This is a genomic window from Mesorhizobium sp. M0800 (assembly GCF_040320095.1).
Classification (GTDB): domain Bacteria; phylum Pseudomonadota; class Alphaproteobacteria; order Rhizobiales; family Rhizobiaceae; genus Mesorhizobium.
The window spans coordinates 62052-80212 of the sequence record NZ_JAMYOZ010000005.1 but is presented as its reverse complement, the minus strand read 5'-3'; the positions used below and the strand labels follow the sequence as shown (position 1 = coordinate 80212).

The following is an 18161-nucleotide window of genomic DNA, read 5'->3' as shown; positions in this document are numbered from 1 at the left end:
CCGCGACCATAGCGGCTTCCATAGCCTCTCCAATAGCCTGCATTGAACCGACTGGCTTAACCCTTCCGCAAGTCAGCCTCTTGCCACCGGTGCCCATTTGATAGACAAACCCGTCGTAATGCGGAATCCGGCCGATCTTGGCCATTTTCCGCGCTGAGACGCGGCTTCCGGCTCTTGCCGACGTGCCGCAATCGGATAGGCGGAAAACTAGAATGTCTGCGATCGAAGCCGACGCTCGCGCGCCGGAAAACCTTTGGCGTCGGGAAATCAGGGCGATGCTGGCGCTCGCCTGGCCGATGGTGCTGACCAATCTCGGCCAGACCGCGATGACCGCTACCGACGTCATGATGATGGGGCGGCTGGGGCCGGACACGCTGGCCAGCGGTGCGCTTGGTGCCAACCTCTACTTCATGCCGCTTATCTTCGGGCTCGGCCTGATGCTGGCGACCTCGCCGATGATGGCGACCGAGCTCGGCCGCCGTCGGCACTCGGTGCGCGACCTGCGCCGCACCGTGCGCCAGGGTCTGTGGCTGGCGATCCTCATTTGCATTCCGATCTGGGCCCTTCTCTGGCACGGCGAGAGCGTGTTGCTGGCCATGGGTCAGGAACCGGCGCTGGCGCACCAGGCCGGCATCTATCTGCGCTGGCTCGAATGGGCGGTGCTGCCCTTTTTCGGCTACATCGTCCTGCGCTCGTTCATTTCGGCGCTGGAGCGGCCGGGCTGGGCGCTGATCATCGTGTTCGTTGCCGTCGCCTGCAACGCCTTCTTCAACTGGCTGTTCATGTTCGGCAATCTCGGCATCCAATCGATGGGCATCGCCGGCTCCGGCCTCGCCACCACTCTGTCCAGCACGTTGATGTTCGCCGGCATGGCGGCGGTGGTGATGCTTGAGAAGAAATTCCGGCGCTATCGTCTGTTCGGACGCTTCTGGCGCGCCGATTGGCCGCGCTTCAAGGGCCTGCTGCGGCTCGGCCTGCCGATCGCCGGCCTGCTGGCGTTCGAGGTGACGATCTTCAACGCGGCGGCCTTTCTCATGGGCCTGATCGATGCAGCTTCGCTTGCCGCCCATGCGATCGCCATCCAGATCGCCTCGATCACCTTCATGGTGCCGCTCGGCCTCAACCAGGCGGTGACTGTGCGCGTCGGACTTGCCCACGGCGCCGGCAATCCGGAAGGTGTCAGCCGGGCTGGCTGGACCGCCTATGTCGTCGGTGTCTCCTTCATGGCGCTGATGGGGCTGGTGATGATCCTGTGGCCGCATCTCTTGATCGGCGCCTTCATCGATCTGGGCAATCCGGCTAATGCCGAGGTGGTGGCGCTTGCCGTGTCGTTCCTCGCCTTTGCCGCGCTGTTCCAGGTTTTTGACGGTGCGCAGGCGGTCGCCAGCGGCATGCTGCGCGGCCTGCACGACACCAAGGTGCCGATGATCTATGCCGCGATCGGCTATTGGGGCATCGGGCTGCCGCTCGGCGTGCTGCTAGCCTTTCGTTTCGGCTTCAACGGCGTCGGCATCTGGATGGGCCTGTCGTCCGGGCTGGCGGTGGTCGCCGCGCTTTTGCTGGGGCGCTGGCTGCGGCGAGACAAGATCGCGCCGCCGCTTGTCTTCAGCCATTGAAAGTAACTGGCACCGATTGCCAGGCAGCCGTCTTATCCTAAGGTTGCGGTGGCGGCTTCAGATCTATCCATGAAATGTCTGCTAGCGCTAAGAGCGGACGCTGATGTCGTGCCCAAAGCCGACGTTCAGCACTCAGCCGTCTTCTCGTGAATTGCCGGGATTTAAACGGCGGTATGCCTCCATCAATCCAGGCGCCGTGGATTGAAGCATACGGAGCGTCGATGCGTGGCACTTGGATAGGGTCGTTTGAGCTTCAATTTCTAAAATTCGCGCCTTTAAGCCATAGTACTCCAATAGGGAATCGAGTTCGTTGTTCGACAAGAAATTCACTGCCTTGTCCATTTCGCGAGCCATCCTGATGGACATCGCGATCAAGCTCGATATGTCCTTCAGAGTTGGTCGGCCGGTCTCGAAATCATTTAGTAGTCGATCTACCGAGAGTCCCGCAAAGCTTGAATCGATCTCCCCGGATGCTGATCGCAGATTTCCAACCTGTTGAGGCGTCAGCGATGCCCGAGAACGCGGATGAACTACACGATTTCGCCAATGAATGAGCAGCGCGGCACCTGCAACCAAATAACTCTCTGAACCGAGCGCTTCAGTGGCCAAATCGGCGAGCTTTTCTGCACGGGTCGTCTTGCTATTCCAGGTGCTGCGGGCAGAGCTGAAACGAGGTAACTGTGCCATTGCCGACACAAATTCTGAGAGGGCCTCAGCAACTCGAACGAGTATTGCCTCGAGCACAAATCTCCTCGATTTGCGAGCTGCGGCCACGCGATCCTGCGGGTTCCAGGAGATATTTAGAGTTTCCGGCTTCTCGTGGCCCCTTTCGACGGCATCAAGGCCGACGACAGCAGTGTTAAGGTTGGCCACTGTTTCGCCCACAGCGACGAGCAGTTCTCTCAGCGGCTGGATCGGGCGAGTGCTCAAGCTGACGGCGCCGTCGGGATTTGAACCCACACTACCTGCTTTCAAAAACACATTCCTCTAATCGGCAGGTGTGCTACCGTTACACTACGACGCCATATGTCCTTGTAACTGCCGCTAATCTAAATGTCACGGGACGTCGGTGCGCCTGGGCGTTCCGGTCATGTTTTAAGCGGATTTCACGCCACGGTTGGGATCAACAGTTACCAGACTTTAACTGCGCGGATCGCCGCGAGCTTTAGCGGGTCAACAATATCCCCAGCGAGTTTGTCAACCCACGCTTGGGAGTAAGTGTAGTCGCCATGCGCTGGATGGTAGATGCAGAAGTCTTTATTTGTGTTTTCTGGGTTTGCAGCCTTAGAATTTGGGCGCACTTTGTAATGCCGCCATGCTTTGATGTGGTCGTTGCCGGTAAACTGCACTTCTGATTTTTCGCGCACAAGTGCCGGAATCTTCCCCGCCTTGATGGGGTACATCTCGTCGGCGGCCTTAAGGTAGCCGAGGACATTGTGAATTTCCTTTCCTTCCGCGGAATCGGGCTTGAAGAATTGGAAATGCGCCTTGCTCTTGGATGCCACATCGAGCGTGTATATGACCTTGAATTGGAACTCGAGGTTCGTGAGCTGCCCAGCCGTCAGTTCTTCCATCAGATATGCGTCAAGAGCAGCTATGTGCTCCGGTATGTCGTACTGGTTTGCCATCGACGCCTGCTCAATATTCAGACGGGCAAATTGCAACGCGAACGACAGATCATGCGAAAGGGTCAGCCTGCTGCCAAACATCTCGCATAGGGTCTTGTCGAAATTCAAACAGCACGCTTGGAACAGAGGCATCCATTGGATATCGGCTTTCCCCAACAGGAGATGCTCAACTTTGTCGCGGAGCTTCTTCATGACCCGCAGATTGTCTCGAATGCCGCCCGTGAGCGGGCAATCTTGCCGCTCGATCATATAACCGAGAAGAAGCGAGTTCCCGTCAGGGTCAACAATCATGACACCCCTTCGATGGTAATACTCGTGCAGAAGGTACGTCCAAGCAATGTTTGCAAGAACACAAAATACTTCGGTTTTAAATTTCAGCGCTGCGCTGTTGAATATCTGCACAGCAAGGATCATTGCCTCGCGAGCGCGGATGAGCTTTTCATCATCGTAACGGTTTAGACCCGTTTGAGGATCGTAAGCCTGCTTGTAGAGCTTGAAGAAATCGACCTCCGCATCGGCAGCTGCTCCTTGCGCGGCGTCCTTCTTCACTCCCGAGATGCGCCCGAAGTTGACCGTGGCCTTTCGCCCACTGTTTACTAGCGCTTGTACGTCCTGGCTGGTCCACCCCTTGTTCAGTAGTGCCTTCGTTACGCGCTTTTCTTGTGCGGTGAGCGTCGCTCCCTTTCCAGCCATCTACCACCCCGTTTTGAACCCAATGCACTCAGTTCCGCTGACAGAGAGAAAACTTCGGCCCGGACCGTTCGCCGTGGGTCAGAAGCCGTCGTTCGCCAATGTCTGTCCGTGACTCAACGAGGCGTTCGAGCGCCGCAAGGACAGCTTCCCAGTTTGTAGGCGCCGTCGATGTCGGTCAATACGGCATTCTCTCTCCGCTCAGCGGGGCGCAGCCCGTCGTTCGAGCGAACGCGCATATTGCGTCAGCGGAAAGCACATGACGAAGAAGATCAGCGCTACCAGCCCATAGACTTTGAACGGTTCGAAGGTCGCATTGTTGATCGCGTTGGATGTCCTCACCAGCTCCTCGAAACCGATGATCGAGGTCAGCGCGGTCGACTTGATCAGCTGCACCAGGAAGCCGACGGTCGGTGCGCGGGTGATCGAAAACGCCTGCGGCAAGATGATCAGCCGGAGTTCCTGCAAATAGTGCAGGCCGAGGCTGGCGCCGGCGTCCCACTGGCCGCGCGGCAGCGCATCGACGCCGCCGCGCCAGATCTCGGCGAGATAGGCGCTGGCAAAGAAGGTCAGGCCAAGCACCGCCGCGGTCCACGGCTCGATGCGCAGGCCCAGCATCGGCAAGCCGAAGAACATCAGGAAGAGCTGCATCAGCAGCGGCGTGCCCTGGAAAAGCGCGATGTAGCCGGAGGCAAGCCGGCGCGCCCATTTATTCTTGGCGATCCGGAAGAACAGCACGATCATGCCGACCACGGCCCCGCCGACAAACGCGGCCAGCGACAACAGCACCGTCCAGCGCGCCGCCAGCAGCAGGTTGCGCAGAATGTCCCAGAAGGTGAATTCGATCATGACACGCCGGCTCCGAGAACCCGGCGCCCGCCGCCGACCAGCAGCCGGCGCAGCCCCATCGACAGGACGAGATAGACAAACGTCACCACGAAATAGGTCTCGAAAGCCCGGAACGTGCGCGCCTGCAGCATGTCGGCTTCATAGGTCAGCTCGCGAACGGCGATCTGCGACACCACGGCGGATTCCAGCATCATGATGACGATCTGGCTGGTCAGCGCCGGATAGATCACCTTGAGCGCCTGCGGCAGCACGATCTTGATGAAGACCTGGCGCGGCCTGAGCCCAAGCGCCAGTGCCGCTTCCGTCTGCCCGGGCGGCACCGCGTCGAGCCCGGCGCCAACGATCTCGATCGTATAGGCGGCCATGTTGAGCGTCATCGCCAGCATGGCTGCCAGCACCGGATCGAGCCTGACGCCGATGCTGGGCAGCCCGAAGAAGATGAAGAACAGCTGCACCAGGAACGGCGTGTTGCGGATCACCTCGACATACACGCCGATCGCCCGCTTGAGCAGCAGCGGACCGTTCCGCCGCCCTGCCGCGCCGAGGATGCTCACCAACGTTCCCGCCAGCGTGGTCACGGCGATCAGCAGGATCGTCGTGGCCGCGCCGCGCGCGATCGCCCCTGTCGCCCCGGCAAGCCAGCCGAAGTCGAGGCTATAGGTCACTGGCCGTCAATCCTTGAGATTGGCGGGATCGAGCGGTGTCTTCAGCCAGGCCTTCGAGCTTTCGTCCAGTTTGCCGTCGGCCAGCATCTTGGCGACCGCATCGTTGACCGCCTGCTTGAGGCGGTCTTCCTTCTTGTTGAGGCCGATATGCGAGGGCGAGGTGAGTAGCTGGAATTTCTGCTCCGGCTTCAGTTCCTCCTGCCGGGCGAGCACCTGGGCGCCGACATCGTTGCCGACCACCATCAATTGGGTCTGACCCGAAATGAAGGCCTGGATGACGGAATTGTAGTTGTCGAAGCGGCGGATGTCGGCCGAGGCGGGTGCCGCCTCGGTCAGCGAGGTGTCCTCCAGCGTGCCGCGATTGACGGCGATCGACTTGTCGGCAAGGTCTTCCTTGCCTTTGACCGCAAGTGCTGCCGGGCCGATGACGGCGATGTAATAGGGCGCGTAGGCGGCGGCGAAATCGATCACCTGCTCACGCTCCTTGGAATAGCCGACGCTCATCAGCAGGTCGACACGCTTGTCGGTCAGGTACGGAATGCGGTTCTGGCCGGTCACGCTGACCAGATTGAGCTTGACCTTGAGCTGGTCGGCGATGAACTGCGCCACGTCGATGTCGTAGCCCTTGATGCTCATGTCGGCGCTGGCCGAGGAGAAGGGCGGGAAGTCGGAAAAGATACCGACATTGATCGCGCCTGCCTTGGTGATGTCGTCGATCGCGTCGGCATTGGCGGCCTGGGTGAAACCGAAACTGGCCGCGCCGAACATCAGCATGGCGGCGAAGGTTGATTTTAGCTTGATGTGAAGTGTCTTCATGTGAAGCGTCATTGTCATTCCCCTGCTGGAAGCTTGTTTGTTTGAGTCCGGCCGCCGGCTCCAGCGCGGCGGCCGCCTTCTCTACTGGACCATGATCTTCTCCGAAAACCGGTTCCCACTTTCGGGATCATGGTCGAGCGTGTCAGCCCGCCTTGCCGGTGATTGCCGGGCTGAAGACCATCAGGCTGAGGATCTCGAACAGCACCTGCGCGCCGGCGTGCGCCGTGTTGGTGGTCGCGTCGTACTGCGGTGCCACCTCGACGACGTCGCCGCCGACGATGTTGAGTCCCTTCAGGCCGCGCAGCAGCTCGAGCACTTCGCGCGTCGTCAGCCCGCCGACTTCCGGTGTGCCGGTGCCCGGCGCGAAGGCCGGATCGAGGCTGTCGATGTCGAACGAGACATAGGTCGGGCCGTCGCCGACTATCCTGCGCGCCTTCTCGATAATTGCGGGAATGCCGAGGCCGGTCACCTCTTCGGCATGCACGACGGTCATGCCGGACTCATAGGTGAACTCCCACAGATACTCGGCCGAGCCGCGAATGCCGATCTGGATGGTGCGGCTCGGGTCGAGCACGCCGTCCAGCACCGCGTTGCGGAACGGCCCGCCATGGTGGAACTTGGTCATGTCGAACAGGCCGCTGGTATCGCAGTGCGCGTCGATATGGATCATGCCCACCGGCGCCCTCTTGCCGACAGCCTTCAGGATCGGGTGGCTGATCGAATGGTCGCCGCCGACAGACAAGGGCAGGACGCCGGCGTCGACGATCTGGTTGGTGCGGCGTTCGATGTCGTCATGGCTGGTCTCCAGCCGGTAGCGGCTCTGGAACGGCACGTCGCCGATGTCGGCGACCTTCAGCTCATGCGTCGGTGCGCATTCCAGCACATGATTGTAGGGGCCGATGCGCTCGATGGCGCGCAGCGCCCTTGGCCCGAAACGGGCGCCCGGCCGGTTGGTGACGCCCAGATCCATCGGCATACCGATCATCGCCACCTGCAGATCGCCGAAATCCGGATTGTCGGCGGCGATTTCACGATAGGGCGCCGCGAGGAAGGTCGGGATGCCGGAATAGGGCGCCAGTCGCGTGCCGGTCTTGGAGAAGATCTTGTCGGCGACACGCTGGAATTTCGGGTCGAACATTTCGCCGCCATGGCTCTCGCCGTATTTGCGGCGCAACGCTTCGAGCTTGCCGCGGTCGTAACCCATGTCGGTCCTCCATGGCTGGTGCGGCGCGCGGACAGCGGCCCCGATAGCCGCAGCCGTCGGCTGCCTGCAGATTTCACGTCTTGATGCAATGCCTGGGCAAAGTGTCCCGTAGCTGCATTGAAAAATCAATTGATATTGTTAGTGTGTTATCTGTGAGAAAATCTCACAGAGCCTAGGGTCCAAATGGCCAAGCGTTTGCCACCGCTCAACCCGCTGCGCGCCTTCGAGGCGACGGCGCGCCACGCCTCGCTGAGCAAGGCGGCGGCTGAGCTCAACGTCACCCACGGCGCCATCAGCCATCAGATCAAGGCGCTCGAGCAATCGTTGGGTGTCAAGCTGTTCGAGCGTGCCGGTCAGCGGGTGAAGCTGACGCCGCACGGCGCCGAGTTGCTGCCGGCGGTGTCGACCGCCTTCGACGGCATTGCCGCCGCCACGCAGCGCATGACGAGGCCGGCCAGCACCGGCGTTCTCTCTGTATCCTGCGTGCCGGCGCTACTGTTGCTGTGGATGATCCCGCGGCTGGGCAGCTTCACCTCGCAATATCCGGATATCAGGCTGACGCTGATCCCATCCAATGATGCCAAGGACGTCCGCGCACCGCATATCGATGTCTGCGTGCACTATGGTGACGGCAGCTGGACCGACTGCTGGATGCGCAAATGGTCGGGCCTCGAACTGTTCCCGGTGGTCAGCCCGACGCTGATCAACAACCGCCCGATCCGCACCGTCCGCGACCTCGCCGATCACGTCTTCCTACATGGCGACGACGGCCGCGAATGGCATACCTGGCTGGCCGCCGCTGACGCGCTGGACCTGGAGCGCGGCCGCCGCCACCATCTTGGCGACGCGCGGATGGCGACCGAGGCCGCTGTCCACGGCCATGGCGTGGCGCTCGGCGACACGGTGACGGCAAGCGGACTGCTCGCCAGGGGCCTGCTTGTCGCCCCGTTCAGTCTTTCCGTGCCGGCCGTCGACGATTTCTATGTCGTCTGCCGCAACGAGATGCGGTCGGCGCCGATCGTGCAATTGTTCATCGACTGGCTGTTTGCCGAGAAAGAGCAGGCCGACCGCCGCGCCGACGCGCCGGTGGCAGGCCGCATCGGCATTCGCCGCAAGCGTCCAGCGCTCAAGGTGGTCGGCGCCAAGACCGCTTCCTGAGGCCGAAACTGCCGCAGGCGCCGCTTGCCGCAGGGGCTTCTTTTTGTCGGGCCAGCCCGCAATGCGGGAGGCGCGTTCAAAAATTCGATGCTAAGAGGCATTTGGAGCAATTCCAGGAAAAGTGCGCAGCGGTTTTCCGTCCGGAATTGCGCTAGACAAAAAGCTAGAGCGAGCAGCGAAGGCGCATTGAGCGATGGCAAAGACCGATATAGCGCGGCGCGTCTACAATCACACCTGGAAGCTCGACCCGATCGTCCGCAGCTTGCTCGACACCGATTTCTACAAGCTTCTGATGCTGCAGATGATCTGGGGCATGTATCCCAAGGTCGACGCCACCTTCTCGCTGATCAACCGCACCACCTCGGTCCGCCTTGCCGAGGAGATCGATGAGACGGAGCTGCGCGAGCAGCTCGACCATGCCCGCACCTTGCGCTTCTCTAAGAAAGAGATGATCTGGCTCGGCGGCAACACCTTCTATGGCCGCAAGCAGATATTCGAACCGGAATTCCTCGCCTGGCTGGAAAATTTCCGGCTGCCCGAATACGAGCTTTCCAAGCGCGACGGCCAATACGAACTCGCCTTCAGCGGTCCGTGGATGTACACGACGCTGTGGGAGATCCCGGCGCTGGCAATTATCAACGAACTGCGCTCGCGCGCGGCCATGCGGGCGTTCGGGCCGTTCGCGCTCGACGTGCTCTATGCCCGCGCCAAGGCCAAGATGTGGGCCAAGACCGAGCGGCTGAAGGCGCTGCCCGGCATCCGCATCTCGGATTTCGGCACCCGCCGCCGCCATTCTTTCCTGTGGCAGCGCTGGTGCGTCGAAGCGTTGAAGGAGGGCATCGGCGAGGCCTTCACCGGCACCTCGAACGTGCTGCTCGCCATGGACAACGACCTCGAAGCGCTCGGCACCAACGCGCATGAACTGCCGATGGTATTCGCCGCGCTCACCAATTCGGAAAAGGAATTGAAACAGTCGCCCTATAAGGTGCTGCAGGACTGGCAGCGCTACTACGGCGGCAACCTGCTGATCGTACTGCCGGACACCTTCGGCACAGCGGCGTTCCTGCGCGATGCACCGGACTGGGTCGCCGACTGGACCGGCTTCCGCCCCGACAGCGCGCCGCCGATCGAAGGCGGCGAGAAAATCATTTCCTGGTGGCGCGAAAAGGGCAAGGACCCCAAGCAGAAGCTGCTCATCTTCTCGGATGGGCTGGAGGTCGAGACCATCGAGGAAACCTACCGCCACTTCCGCGGCAAGGTGCGCATGTCCTTCGGCTGGGGCACCAACCTGACCAATGATTTCGAGGGCTGCGCGCCGACCGAGACCAACCGGCTAGACGCCATCTCGTTGGTCTGCAAGGTCACTGAGGCCAATGGCAGGCCGGCGGTCAAGCTCTCCGACAATCCGGCCAAGTCGACAGGCGACGAGAAAGAGATCGAGCGCTATTTGCGCATCTTCGGCCAGAAGGACCGCGTGGAGCAGTTGGTGAAGGTGTGAGGTAGGGGAACTCTTGCGTAGTATGAGTTCCTTCGCGCCCCCCTCTGTCCTGCCGGACATCTCCCCCACGAGGGGGGAGATTGCGCCCTCATTGCCGGTTTCGCCAATCACCAAAGTTGCAGAAGGAGAGCCGGCGGCGGAACCGCCGATCTCCCCCCTTGAGGGGGAGATGTCCGGTAGGACAGAGGGGGGCGCCGTAGAGCGCTGCATTTCTGCAATCGGGCCCTTTCCCGGCCTCGTCGCTTCCTTGGCATTCCCATCCACGCCCGCCTTCGCCCACGCCTCCGACCGCGGCCACGTCCTGCTTCTCCCCACCGGCTACTACGTCGTCGGTGGCGCGCTCGCCGTTGCCGCCAGCTTCCTGATCCTCGCTCTACTCCCGCCGGACTCCCTCGACCGCTTCTGGCGCAAACGCCTGCCGCTTTTCGCCTTCGGCGACGGCGCGCGGATTGCCGTCAGCCTGGTATCCTTTGCCGGCTTTGCAATTCTGATTGCCGCCGGCCTGTTCGGCAGCCGCGATCCGCTCTCCAATCCGCTGCCGCTGACCGTATGGACGCTGCTCTGGGTTGGCCTGGCTCTGTTGCAGGGGCTCGCCGGCGATCTCTGGTCGTGGGCCAATCCGTGGTACGGGCCATGCCGCGTCGTCTCGCACCTGTTCGGCAGATCGCAGCCGTATCTGCTCCCCCAACGGCTCGGCTATTGGCCGGCTTTCCTGCTGTTCTTCGCCTTCGCCTGGTTCGAGCTGATCGACCCTGCGCCCGACGACCCGGCGCGGCTGGCCTGGGCCGCCGGCCTCTACTGGCTGCTGAGCTTCGCCGCCATGCAGGTCTTCGGCTACCGCGACTGGACCCTGCGCGGTGAGTTCCTGACCGTGTTCTTTTCCATGGTGGCGCGCTTCGCCATCGTCGAACGTAGTGGAGACGGCCGGCTAAAACTCTGCTGGCCGGGCGCCAAGCTGCTCGCTGCCGCGCCGCTACCGCTCAGCGGCGTCGCTTTCCTGCTGCTTGCGCTGTCATCGGTATCCTTCGACGGCCTGTCGAAAACCTTCTTCTGGCTAGGCTGGTTCGGCATCAATCCGCTTGAGTTTCCGGGACGCACCGCCTTGATCGGCATCGGCAGTTTCGGCCTTGTGCTGACCTTTGTCGTGCTTGCGGCCGTGTTCGCGCTTGCCGTCTTTCTTGGCCAGCACCTTGCCGGCAGCAAGCATTCCCTCGGCCACGCCGCCGGGCTGCTGGTCTGGTCGATCGTGCCCATCGCGCTCGCCTATCACGTGGCGCATTATCTGACGGCGCTGCTGGTCGACGGCCAATATGCGATTGCCGCTCTCTCCGACCCGTTTGCGCTGGGCTGGAACCTGTTCGGCACAGCCGACATGTCAATTGAAGCCGGCGTCGTCGCCGGCGCCGGCTCGGCATGGTGGCTGTGGAACCTCCAGGCCGGCGTCATCATAGCCGGCCACATGCTTGCTGTGCTTGTCGCCCATGGCTTGGCCTGGCGGCTGCACGCCATTCCGGCTCGCGCCGCGCTCAGCCAGTTCCCGCTCACCGTGCTGATGATCGCCTACACCGTCCTCGGCCTATGGCTGCTTGCGACGCCGAGCGCCGGATGAACGAGGTGTGCGGATGCCCGTCAATCGAACCTTGGGGAAAGCTCGCTTGCCACGTCAGAGCTTTGGTGATTTAGTTTGTACACATGCAATTTTCGCCCTCTTAACAAGAGTGGCCTGCCTGCTACAGCCATTGGTCAAAGCTCAAAAACAAGGGGAACTGCCGTGACTGACAAGAATGGGTTTTTCGATCTCTCCAGATCCGCTCTCACCCGCCGCACGGCGCTGAAGGGCCTTGCCGCCGGCGCCGGTCTTGCCGTCGCGCCGGGTTTCGTGCGTTACAGCCAGGCGCAGAGCTCGGCGCCGATCAAGATCGGCTTCCAGTCGCACCGCACCGGCATCGGCGCCGCCTATGGCCGCTGGTACGAGAAGACCACAGCGGCTGCCGTCAAGGCGATCAACGATTCCGGCGGCATCAACGGCCGGCCGGTCGACGTGATCATCGAGGATGACGGCACCGATCCCGGCCGGGGCGCCGAAGTGGTCGGCAAGTTCGCCTCCCAGCACAAGACCGATATAGTCTACGGCACGCTGTTTTCGCATGTCGTCATCGGCTCGGCGCCGGCCGCCGGCGAGGCCAAGATGCCCTATTTCGTCGTCAGCGAAGGCCACCACGTCGCGTCGACCAAGTTGAACCGCTACGTCTTCCAGCCCGGCATCACCGATGTGAAAAGCCAGATCCAGTCGATGGCGCCGTGGATTGCCGCCAATGCCGGCAAGAAGGTGACGCAGATCTTCCCCGATTTCGCTTTCGGCTATGACCATCGCGACTACCTGCCGCCGGCGCTGAAGGCGCAAGGCGCCGAGGTCATTGCGCAGATCGCGATTCCGCCGACGGAATCCTCCTTCACCAAATATTTCCCGCAGATCCCCGCGGAGACCGAGGTGATCTACCACGTCATGGTCGGCCCGGCGGTGCTCACCTTCGTCAAGGAGCTCGGCGAGTTCTACGGCTCCAATCGGCCGCAATTGTTCGGCTTCATCGATTCGCTCGAAGCCACCGACATCAACAGCCCCGGCCTCGAATTCCTCGACGGTAGCCATTTCTGGGAAGGCTCGCCGCGCTACGCGCAGCCCGACGATTCCCCTGCACAGAAGGCCTACCGCGCCGCCGTCGGCATCGACGACAATGGTGCCGCCGTCGGCGATCCCAAGGACGTCTCCACCGCCGCGCACATGTTCGGCTGCTGGGAAACGCTCTACGTCGTCAAGAAGGCGATGGAGGATGCCGGCTACAAGGGGCCGGAAGACCGCGCCAAGCTGGTCGAGGCGACCGAGGCGTTGACCGAGTTCGCCGAGGGGCCCGAGCATCCGCAGGGACCGAAAACCTTCAACGGCAAGATCCACCAGTGCTTTGGTATCCAGAACATCTCCAAGGTCGAAGGCGGCCGGCTGAATGTCGTCCACAAGACCAAGATCGAGGACGGCCTCTACGAGCCTGAGGGGGACTACACGACGCAGACGCTGTGAGCTTGGTTTCATTAAGCACAGTGCGCTTCGGCCCACCCCCCTCTGTCCTGCCGGACATCTCCCCCTCAATGGAGGAGATTGGCAGTTCCTGCGAAGGCGGCCGCTTTCCGACCTCGACGATTGGCGAAAGCGGTGATGACAGCCAATCTCTCGCCTCGAGGGGGAGATGCCAAGTTTTGGCAAAGAGGTCAGGCCAGAGGGGGGTGCTTCGCGCATCCGCCGGTGCTTAGGCGATGCACTTCGGACCCCACCTGCTCCTCGCCGCTCTCGAAGGCCTCGTCACCTCCGCCGTCCTGGCGCTGACGGCGCTTGGCCTGTCGCTGGTGTTCGGCGTCATGCGCGTCGTCAATGTCGCGCATGGCGAGTTTTTCATGCTCGGCGCGGTGCTTGCCTGGGCGATCTCAACGGCGATATCTGGCCATCCGGCGCTCGGCTTTCTGGCCGCCCTGGTGCTGGCGCCGCTGATCGTCGGCCTGATCGCGCTGGTCGCCGAACGGCTGGTGCTGCGCCGGCTCAACTACAATCCGGAAGCCACCATCGTCGCCACCATCGGCATGCTCTACATCATCCAGCAACTGGCACTGACCTTCTACGGCCCGGAGGCGCGGCCGGTGGAGCCGCCGTTCAGCTACCGCATCCTCCTGCCGTGGTTCGGCTATTCCGGGTACAAGCTGTCGATCATCGCCGCGTCGGCGCTGCTGCTGGTCGCGACCTGGCTGGTGCTGACGCGCACGAAAATCGGCCTCGTCATGCGCGCCACGCAATATGACAGCGAGACGGCGCAGGCCTTCGGCATCCCGGTGACCAGAGTCTATGCCGGTGTTTTCGCGCTCGGCGCCATGCTGGCCGCTGTCGCCGCGGTGCTGATCGTGCCGATCAGCCAGGCGCACTATCTGATGGGACAGGACCCGCTGTTGCTATCGTTCATCGTCGTCATCATCGGCGGCCTCGGCTCGCTGCGCGGCACGGTCGTCGCCGCGGTGCTGATCGGCCTTTCCGACGGCATCATCTCGGTGTTCTTCTCACCGACGCTGGCCAAGATCATAGCCACCTTGCTCGTCGCCATGGTGCTGGTGTTCCGGCCGCAGGGCCTGTTCGGGACGACATCGCGATGAAGGATGCTTCGCCGGCAAAGCCATATGCGCTGCACCTCGGCGTCATCGCCCTGCTTTTCGGGCTTAGCTTCGTCCTGCCGGAATACCATCACGGCCTGCTCGCCCGCATCATGGTGCTGGCGGTCTTCGCCATGGGCTACAATCTGCTGTTCGGCTATGTAGGGCTGCTTAGCCTCGGCCATGCCATGTTCTTTTCAGCCGGGCTCTATGGCGCCGGCCTTGCCGTCATCCATCTCGGCTGGAGCGTGCCGGCCGCCTTCGCAGCCGGGCTTGCCTGCGGCGCGCTTCTCGCGCTGGTGATCGGGCTGCTGGCGCTGCGCACCTCCGGCGTCGCCTTCATGATCGTCACCATGATGTTCGCGCAGGTATTCTATCTCGTCATCCTCTATTTCGCTGCCTGGACCGGTGGCGACCAGGGCATGGTCGTGCCGCAGCCGATGCGGGTCCTTGTCCTGGGCAGCACGTCGCTCGACCTCACCAACCCGACCGTGCGCTATATGAGTGCGCTGGCACAGTTCTCGATCGTGCTGCTCATAAGCCTGGCGATAGTCCGCTCCGGCTATGGCCGTGTGCTGGTCGCCATCCGCGAGAACGAAGAGCGGACCAAGATGCTTGGCTACGACACGTTCTCCAGCAAGCTCGCCGCCGTCGTCATCTCAGGCAGCATCTGCGCGGCTTCCGGCGCGGCCTATGCGCTGCTGTTCGGCTATGTCGGCTCGAGCTTCGCCTCGGTGCAATACTCCATCCTGCCGCTGCTCTGGGTGCTGCTGGGCGGTGCCGCCACCACGCTCGGTCCGCTGATCGGCACGCTGTTCATGTATTATGTCATCGACGTCGCCAGCGGCTACACCTCGGCCTATCTGCTGATCGTCGGCATAGCGCTCATCCTGCTGGTGCTGTTCTTCCCGAGAGGCATTCTCGGCAGCATCCGCCAGCGCTGGCTCGGGTGGTTGCCATGATGCCGCTGCTCACCACCAAAGGCCTGTCGCGCAGTTTCGGCGGCTTGCGTGCCGTCGACGGCGTCGACTTCGCGCTGATACCGGGCGAGATTCGCGCCATCATCGGCCCCAACGGTGCCGGCAAGACCACCTTCGTCAGCCTGGTCAGCGGCCGCATCCAGCCCTCGTCGGGCATGATCGTCTTCGACGGCGCCGACATCACCAGCCTGCCTGCCTACGCCAGGGTTCGCCTTGGCATCGCCTATACGTTCCAGATCACCAGCGTCTTTGCCAATCTCAGCGCCTACGACAATGTTGCCCTGCCGGTGCAGCGCACGCTGACCGACGGCCGCTCGAAGGGCGCGGTTCACACCGGCGTCATGGCCGCGCTTGAGCGTACCGGCCTTGCCGACCGCGCCGACATGCCGGCCGGGCATCTGTCCTACGGTCACCAGCGGTTGCTGGAAGTGGCGATGGGACTGGCACTGAAGCCGCGGCTGCTGATCCTCGACGAACCGACGCAAGGGCTGGCCGACAGCGAGATCGATAATTTCATCGAGCTGGTACGCGAGATCGCCGATAGCGCCACCGTGCTTTTGATCGAGCACAACATGCCGGTGGTCATGCGGCTCGCCGACCGCATCACCGTCTTCAACGCCGGCAGGATTTTGGCTGAAGGCACGCCCGAGCAGATCCGCGCCAATGCCGCGGTGCAGGACGCTTATCTGGGGACGACCCATGGCTGAGGTCCAGTCCAAGGCACTGACCGTTTCCGGGCTCGATTGCTTCTATGGCGAGGTCCAGGTGCTCTATGGCCTCGATCTTGTCTTGAACGAGGGCGAAGTGCTCTGCCTGTTCGGCCGCAACGGCGCCGGCAAGACGACGACGCTGAAGGCAATCATGGGCCTGGTGCCGGTAAGCTCCGGCTCGATCCGGCTCGAAGGGCGGGAATTGACCGGCTTGCCGGCGCACGAGGTGCCCAAGGCCGGCGTCGCCTACGTGCCGCAGGGCCGGCGGCTGTTCGCCGAGATGACGGTGGGTGAAAACATCGAGATCGGCCTGATGGCCCGCAACAAGGGCAAGGCGACGCGCGAAAACGTGCTCGATCTCTTCCCGCTGTTGCGCCAGCGCCTCAGGCAGCGTTCCGGCACGCTGTCCGGCGGCGAGCAGCAGATGCTGGCCATGGCCCGCGCCCTGTGTCTGGAACCGCAGGTGCTCCTGCTCGACGAGCCGACCGAAGGGCTGATGCCGTCGATGATCGCCAAGATTCGCGAAACCGTGTCGAAATTGCGTGCGCTTGGCGTATCGACAATTCTTGTCGAGCAGCGCGTCGATGCTGTGCTGTCGGTCGCAGACCGCGTTTGCTTCATCGAAAACGGCCGCAACCGCGAGACGGTCGATGTCGAGGAATTGCGTGCCGATCCCTCGGCGGTCCGTCGCTATGTCGGCGTCGGATGATCAGGCAAAGAACAGCAAGCCGGCAAGCAGGAACGTCGGGATCAGCACGGCGCCCGACCACGCCATATAGCCAAAGAAGCTCGGCATCTTGATGCCGCGATGCCTGGCAATGGCATAGACCATGAAATTCGGCGCATTGCCGACATAGGTGTTGGCGCCCATGAACACCGCGCCGGCCGAGATCGCCGCCAGCGTCGAGGCGAACTCGGTCATCAGATGCTGCGCATCGCCGCCGGCCAGCTCGAAGAACACCAGATAGGTCGGCGCATTGTCGAGGAAGGACGACAGCGCTCCGGTCAGCCAGAAATAGGCAAGGTTGTCCGGCGCGCCGGTCGGCGAACTGACCAGCAGCACCAACGGCGCCAGCGCGCCGTCGAGCCCGGCCCGCAATATGGCGACGACCGGCACGATGCAGATGAAGATGCTGGCGAACAGCTTCGCCACCTCGGCAATCGGCCCCCAGTTGAAGGCGTTTGCGCCGCGAAACTCCTTCGGCGAGACGACAAGCGAAGTGAAGGCCAGTATCAGGATGGCGGCGTCGCGCACCAGATTCTGCAGCTCGAGGCTGACGCCCTGAAAAGAGAAACTCACTCCCGGCTTCCAGGCAGCGGAAATCAGGATCGCGGCGATTACGCCGGCCAGCAGTGGGATGTTGGCCAGGCCGCGAATGCGCACCTTGCTGTCGGGCGTCGGATCCTTGATCTTCGGCGCGCCTTCCTCCCGGCGATGCATGATGATGTCGATCGCCAGGAAAACAGCCAGCACCACGCCGGCGACGAACAGCGTCTCGGGCAGCAGGTGAACTGTCGTCCAGAAGAAATCGACGCCGCGCAGAAAGCCGACGAACAGCGGCGGATCGCCCAGCGGCGTTAGCGACCCTCCGATGTTGGACACCAGGAAGATGAAAAAGATGACGACATGCGCGTTGAAGCGCCGGTTGTCGTTGGCGCGGATGAGCGGCCGGATCAGGATCATCGAGGCGCCGGTTGTGCCGATGATCGAGGCAAGCAGCGCCCCTCCCAGCAACAGCCCGGCATTGACCAGCGGCGTGCCGTGTATGTTGCCGGCAACGAAGATACCGCCCGAAATGGTGAACAGCGCAAACAGCAGGATGATGAACGACATGTATTCGGTGAGCAGCGCATGCAGCACCGCCTGCGTGGCGGACGGGATGCCGAAGGCGATGGCCAGCGGCCCGATCACCAACGCTGCCCAGAAGGCAGCGATCTTGCCGAAATGGTGCTCCCAAGCATGATGGAACAGCAGCGGGCCGGTCGCGATGCAAAGCAATAGCCCGGCAAACGGCAGCACCCACCAAAGCGACATGGCGGCGCCCGGCAATTCGTGCGCTTCGGCCGCGAGAACCGCTCTCGGAGAAAAGATTGCTGCAGTAAGTGCAGCACTTGCCGTCAACGCCGCAAACCGCATGAAGCCCCTCAAAAGTCTGTCA

16 protein-coding genes and 1 tRNA gene are annotated in these 18161 nt (G+C 62.4%); 9 read left to right on the top strand and 8 right to left on the bottom strand.

Features of this window, described 5'->3' with window-relative positions:
* Positions 1–212: 212 nt before the first annotated feature.
* On the top strand, positions 213–1616 hold the full coding sequence (locus tag NKI18_RS08755; protein WP_352619427.1) for an MATE family efflux transporter: 1404 nt from the start codon (positions 213–215) through the stop codon (positions 1614–1616).
* A gap of 132 nt (positions 1617–1748) precedes the next feature.
* On the opposite strand, the gene NKI18_RS08750 is transcribed toward NKI18_RS08755, so the two are convergent.
* The 7 genes from NKI18_RS08750 to speB form a co-directional block, all read right to left on the bottom strand.
* Positions 1749–2591: a hypothetical protein gene (locus tag NKI18_RS08750; protein WP_352619428.1), complete on the bottom strand. Its 843-nt coding sequence runs from the start codon at positions 2589–2591 to the stop codon at positions 1749–1751.
* Positions 2552–2640 (bottom strand) — tRNA-OTHER (locus tag NKI18_RS08745). The genes NKI18_RS08750 and NKI18_RS08745 overlap by 40 nt, the downstream gene beginning before the upstream one ends.
* Before the next feature lie 106 nt (positions 2641–2746).
* The gene (locus NKI18_RS08740; protein ID WP_352619429.1) at positions 2747–3937 is read right to left on the bottom strand and encodes a DUF3644 domain-containing protein; all 1191 of its coding nucleotides are present in this window, start codon (positions 3935–3937) and stop codon (positions 2747–2749) included.
* A gap of 198 nt (positions 3938–4135) precedes the next feature.
* Complete coding sequence (locus tag NKI18_RS08735; protein ID WP_352619430.1) at positions 4136–4783, bottom strand: amino acid ABC transporter permease; 648 nt, start codon at positions 4781–4783, stop codon at positions 4136–4138.
* On the bottom strand, positions 4780–5448 hold the full coding sequence (locus tag NKI18_RS08730) for an amino acid ABC transporter permease (RefSeq protein WP_352619431.1): 669 nt from the start codon (positions 5446–5448) through the stop codon (positions 4780–4782). Before NKI18_RS08730 ends, NKI18_RS08735 begins: the two co-directional genes overlap by 4 nt.
* Before the next feature lie 6 nt (positions 5449–5454).
* A complete protein-coding gene (locus NKI18_RS08725) occupies positions 5455–6276 on the bottom strand; it encodes a transporter substrate-binding domain-containing protein (protein ID WP_352449471.1) in 822 nt (273 codons plus the stop codon).
* Positions 6277–6406: 130 nt separating this feature from the next.
* Positions 6407–7468 carry an agmatinase gene (gene speB / locus NKI18_RS08720; RefSeq protein ID WP_352619432.1) on the bottom strand — a complete coding sequence of 354 codons (1062 nt, stop codon included), beginning with the start codon at positions 7466–7468 and terminating at the stop codon, positions 6407–6409.
* A 183-nt stretch (positions 7469–7651) separates the two neighbouring features.
* Between speB and gcvA the strand changes: the two genes are divergently transcribed.
* The 8 genes from gcvA to NKI18_RS08680 all read left to right on the top strand — a co-directional run bounded on the left by gcvA (position 7652) and on the right by NKI18_RS08680 (position 16711).
* Positions 7652–8626 (top strand): transcriptional regulator GcvA, encoded by a 975-nt coding sequence (gcvA, locus tag NKI18_RS08715; RefSeq protein WP_023676980.1) that lies wholly within the window; start codon positions 7652–7654, stop codon positions 8624–8626.
* Positions 8627–8819: 193 nt separating this feature from the next.
* Positions 8820–10124, top strand: coding sequence for a nicotinate phosphoribosyltransferase (gene pncB, locus NKI18_RS08710; protein WP_352619433.1), 1305 nt, complete (start codon positions 8820–8822; stop codon positions 10122–10124).
* A 169-nt stretch (positions 10125–10293) separates the two neighbouring features.
* On the top strand, positions 10294–11733 hold the full coding sequence (locus tag NKI18_RS08705; protein WP_352619434.1) for a hypothetical protein: 1440 nt from the start codon (positions 10294–10296) through the stop codon (positions 11731–11733).
* A gap of 162 nt (positions 11734–11895) precedes the next feature.
* The gene (locus tag NKI18_RS08700) at positions 11896–13200 is read left to right on the top strand and encodes an ABC transporter substrate-binding protein (RefSeq protein WP_352578167.1); all 1305 of its coding nucleotides are present in this window, start codon (positions 11896–11898) and stop codon (positions 13198–13200) included.
* A gap of 233 nt (positions 13201–13433) precedes the next feature.
* Positions 13434–14315, top strand: coding sequence for a branched-chain amino acid ABC transporter permease (locus NKI18_RS08695; protein ID WP_352568540.1), 882 nt, complete (start codon positions 13434–13436; stop codon positions 14313–14315).
* On the top strand, positions 14312–15274 hold the full coding sequence (locus NKI18_RS08690; protein WP_352619435.1) for a branched-chain amino acid ABC transporter permease: 963 nt from the start codon (positions 14312–14314) through the stop codon (positions 15272–15274). Before NKI18_RS08695 ends, NKI18_RS08690 begins: the two co-directional genes overlap by 4 nt.
* A complete protein-coding gene (locus NKI18_RS08685) occupies positions 15271–15999 on the top strand; it encodes an ABC transporter ATP-binding protein (RefSeq protein ID WP_352619436.1) in 729 nt (242 codons plus the stop codon). The genes NKI18_RS08690 and NKI18_RS08685 overlap by 4 nt, the downstream gene beginning before the upstream one ends.
* Positions 15992–16711, top strand: a complete 720-nt coding sequence (locus NKI18_RS08680) for an ABC transporter ATP-binding protein (protein WP_352619437.1) — start codon at positions 15992–15994, stop codon at positions 16709–16711. The genes NKI18_RS08685 and NKI18_RS08680 overlap by 8 nt, the downstream gene beginning before the upstream one ends.
* On the opposite strand, the gene NKI18_RS08675 is transcribed toward NKI18_RS08680, so the two are convergent.
* Positions 16712–18037, bottom strand: a complete 1326-nt coding sequence (locus tag NKI18_RS08675) for a sodium:proton antiporter (protein ID WP_502900672.1) — start codon at positions 18035–18037, stop codon at positions 16712–16714.
* Positions 18038–18161: the final 124 nt, after the last annotated feature.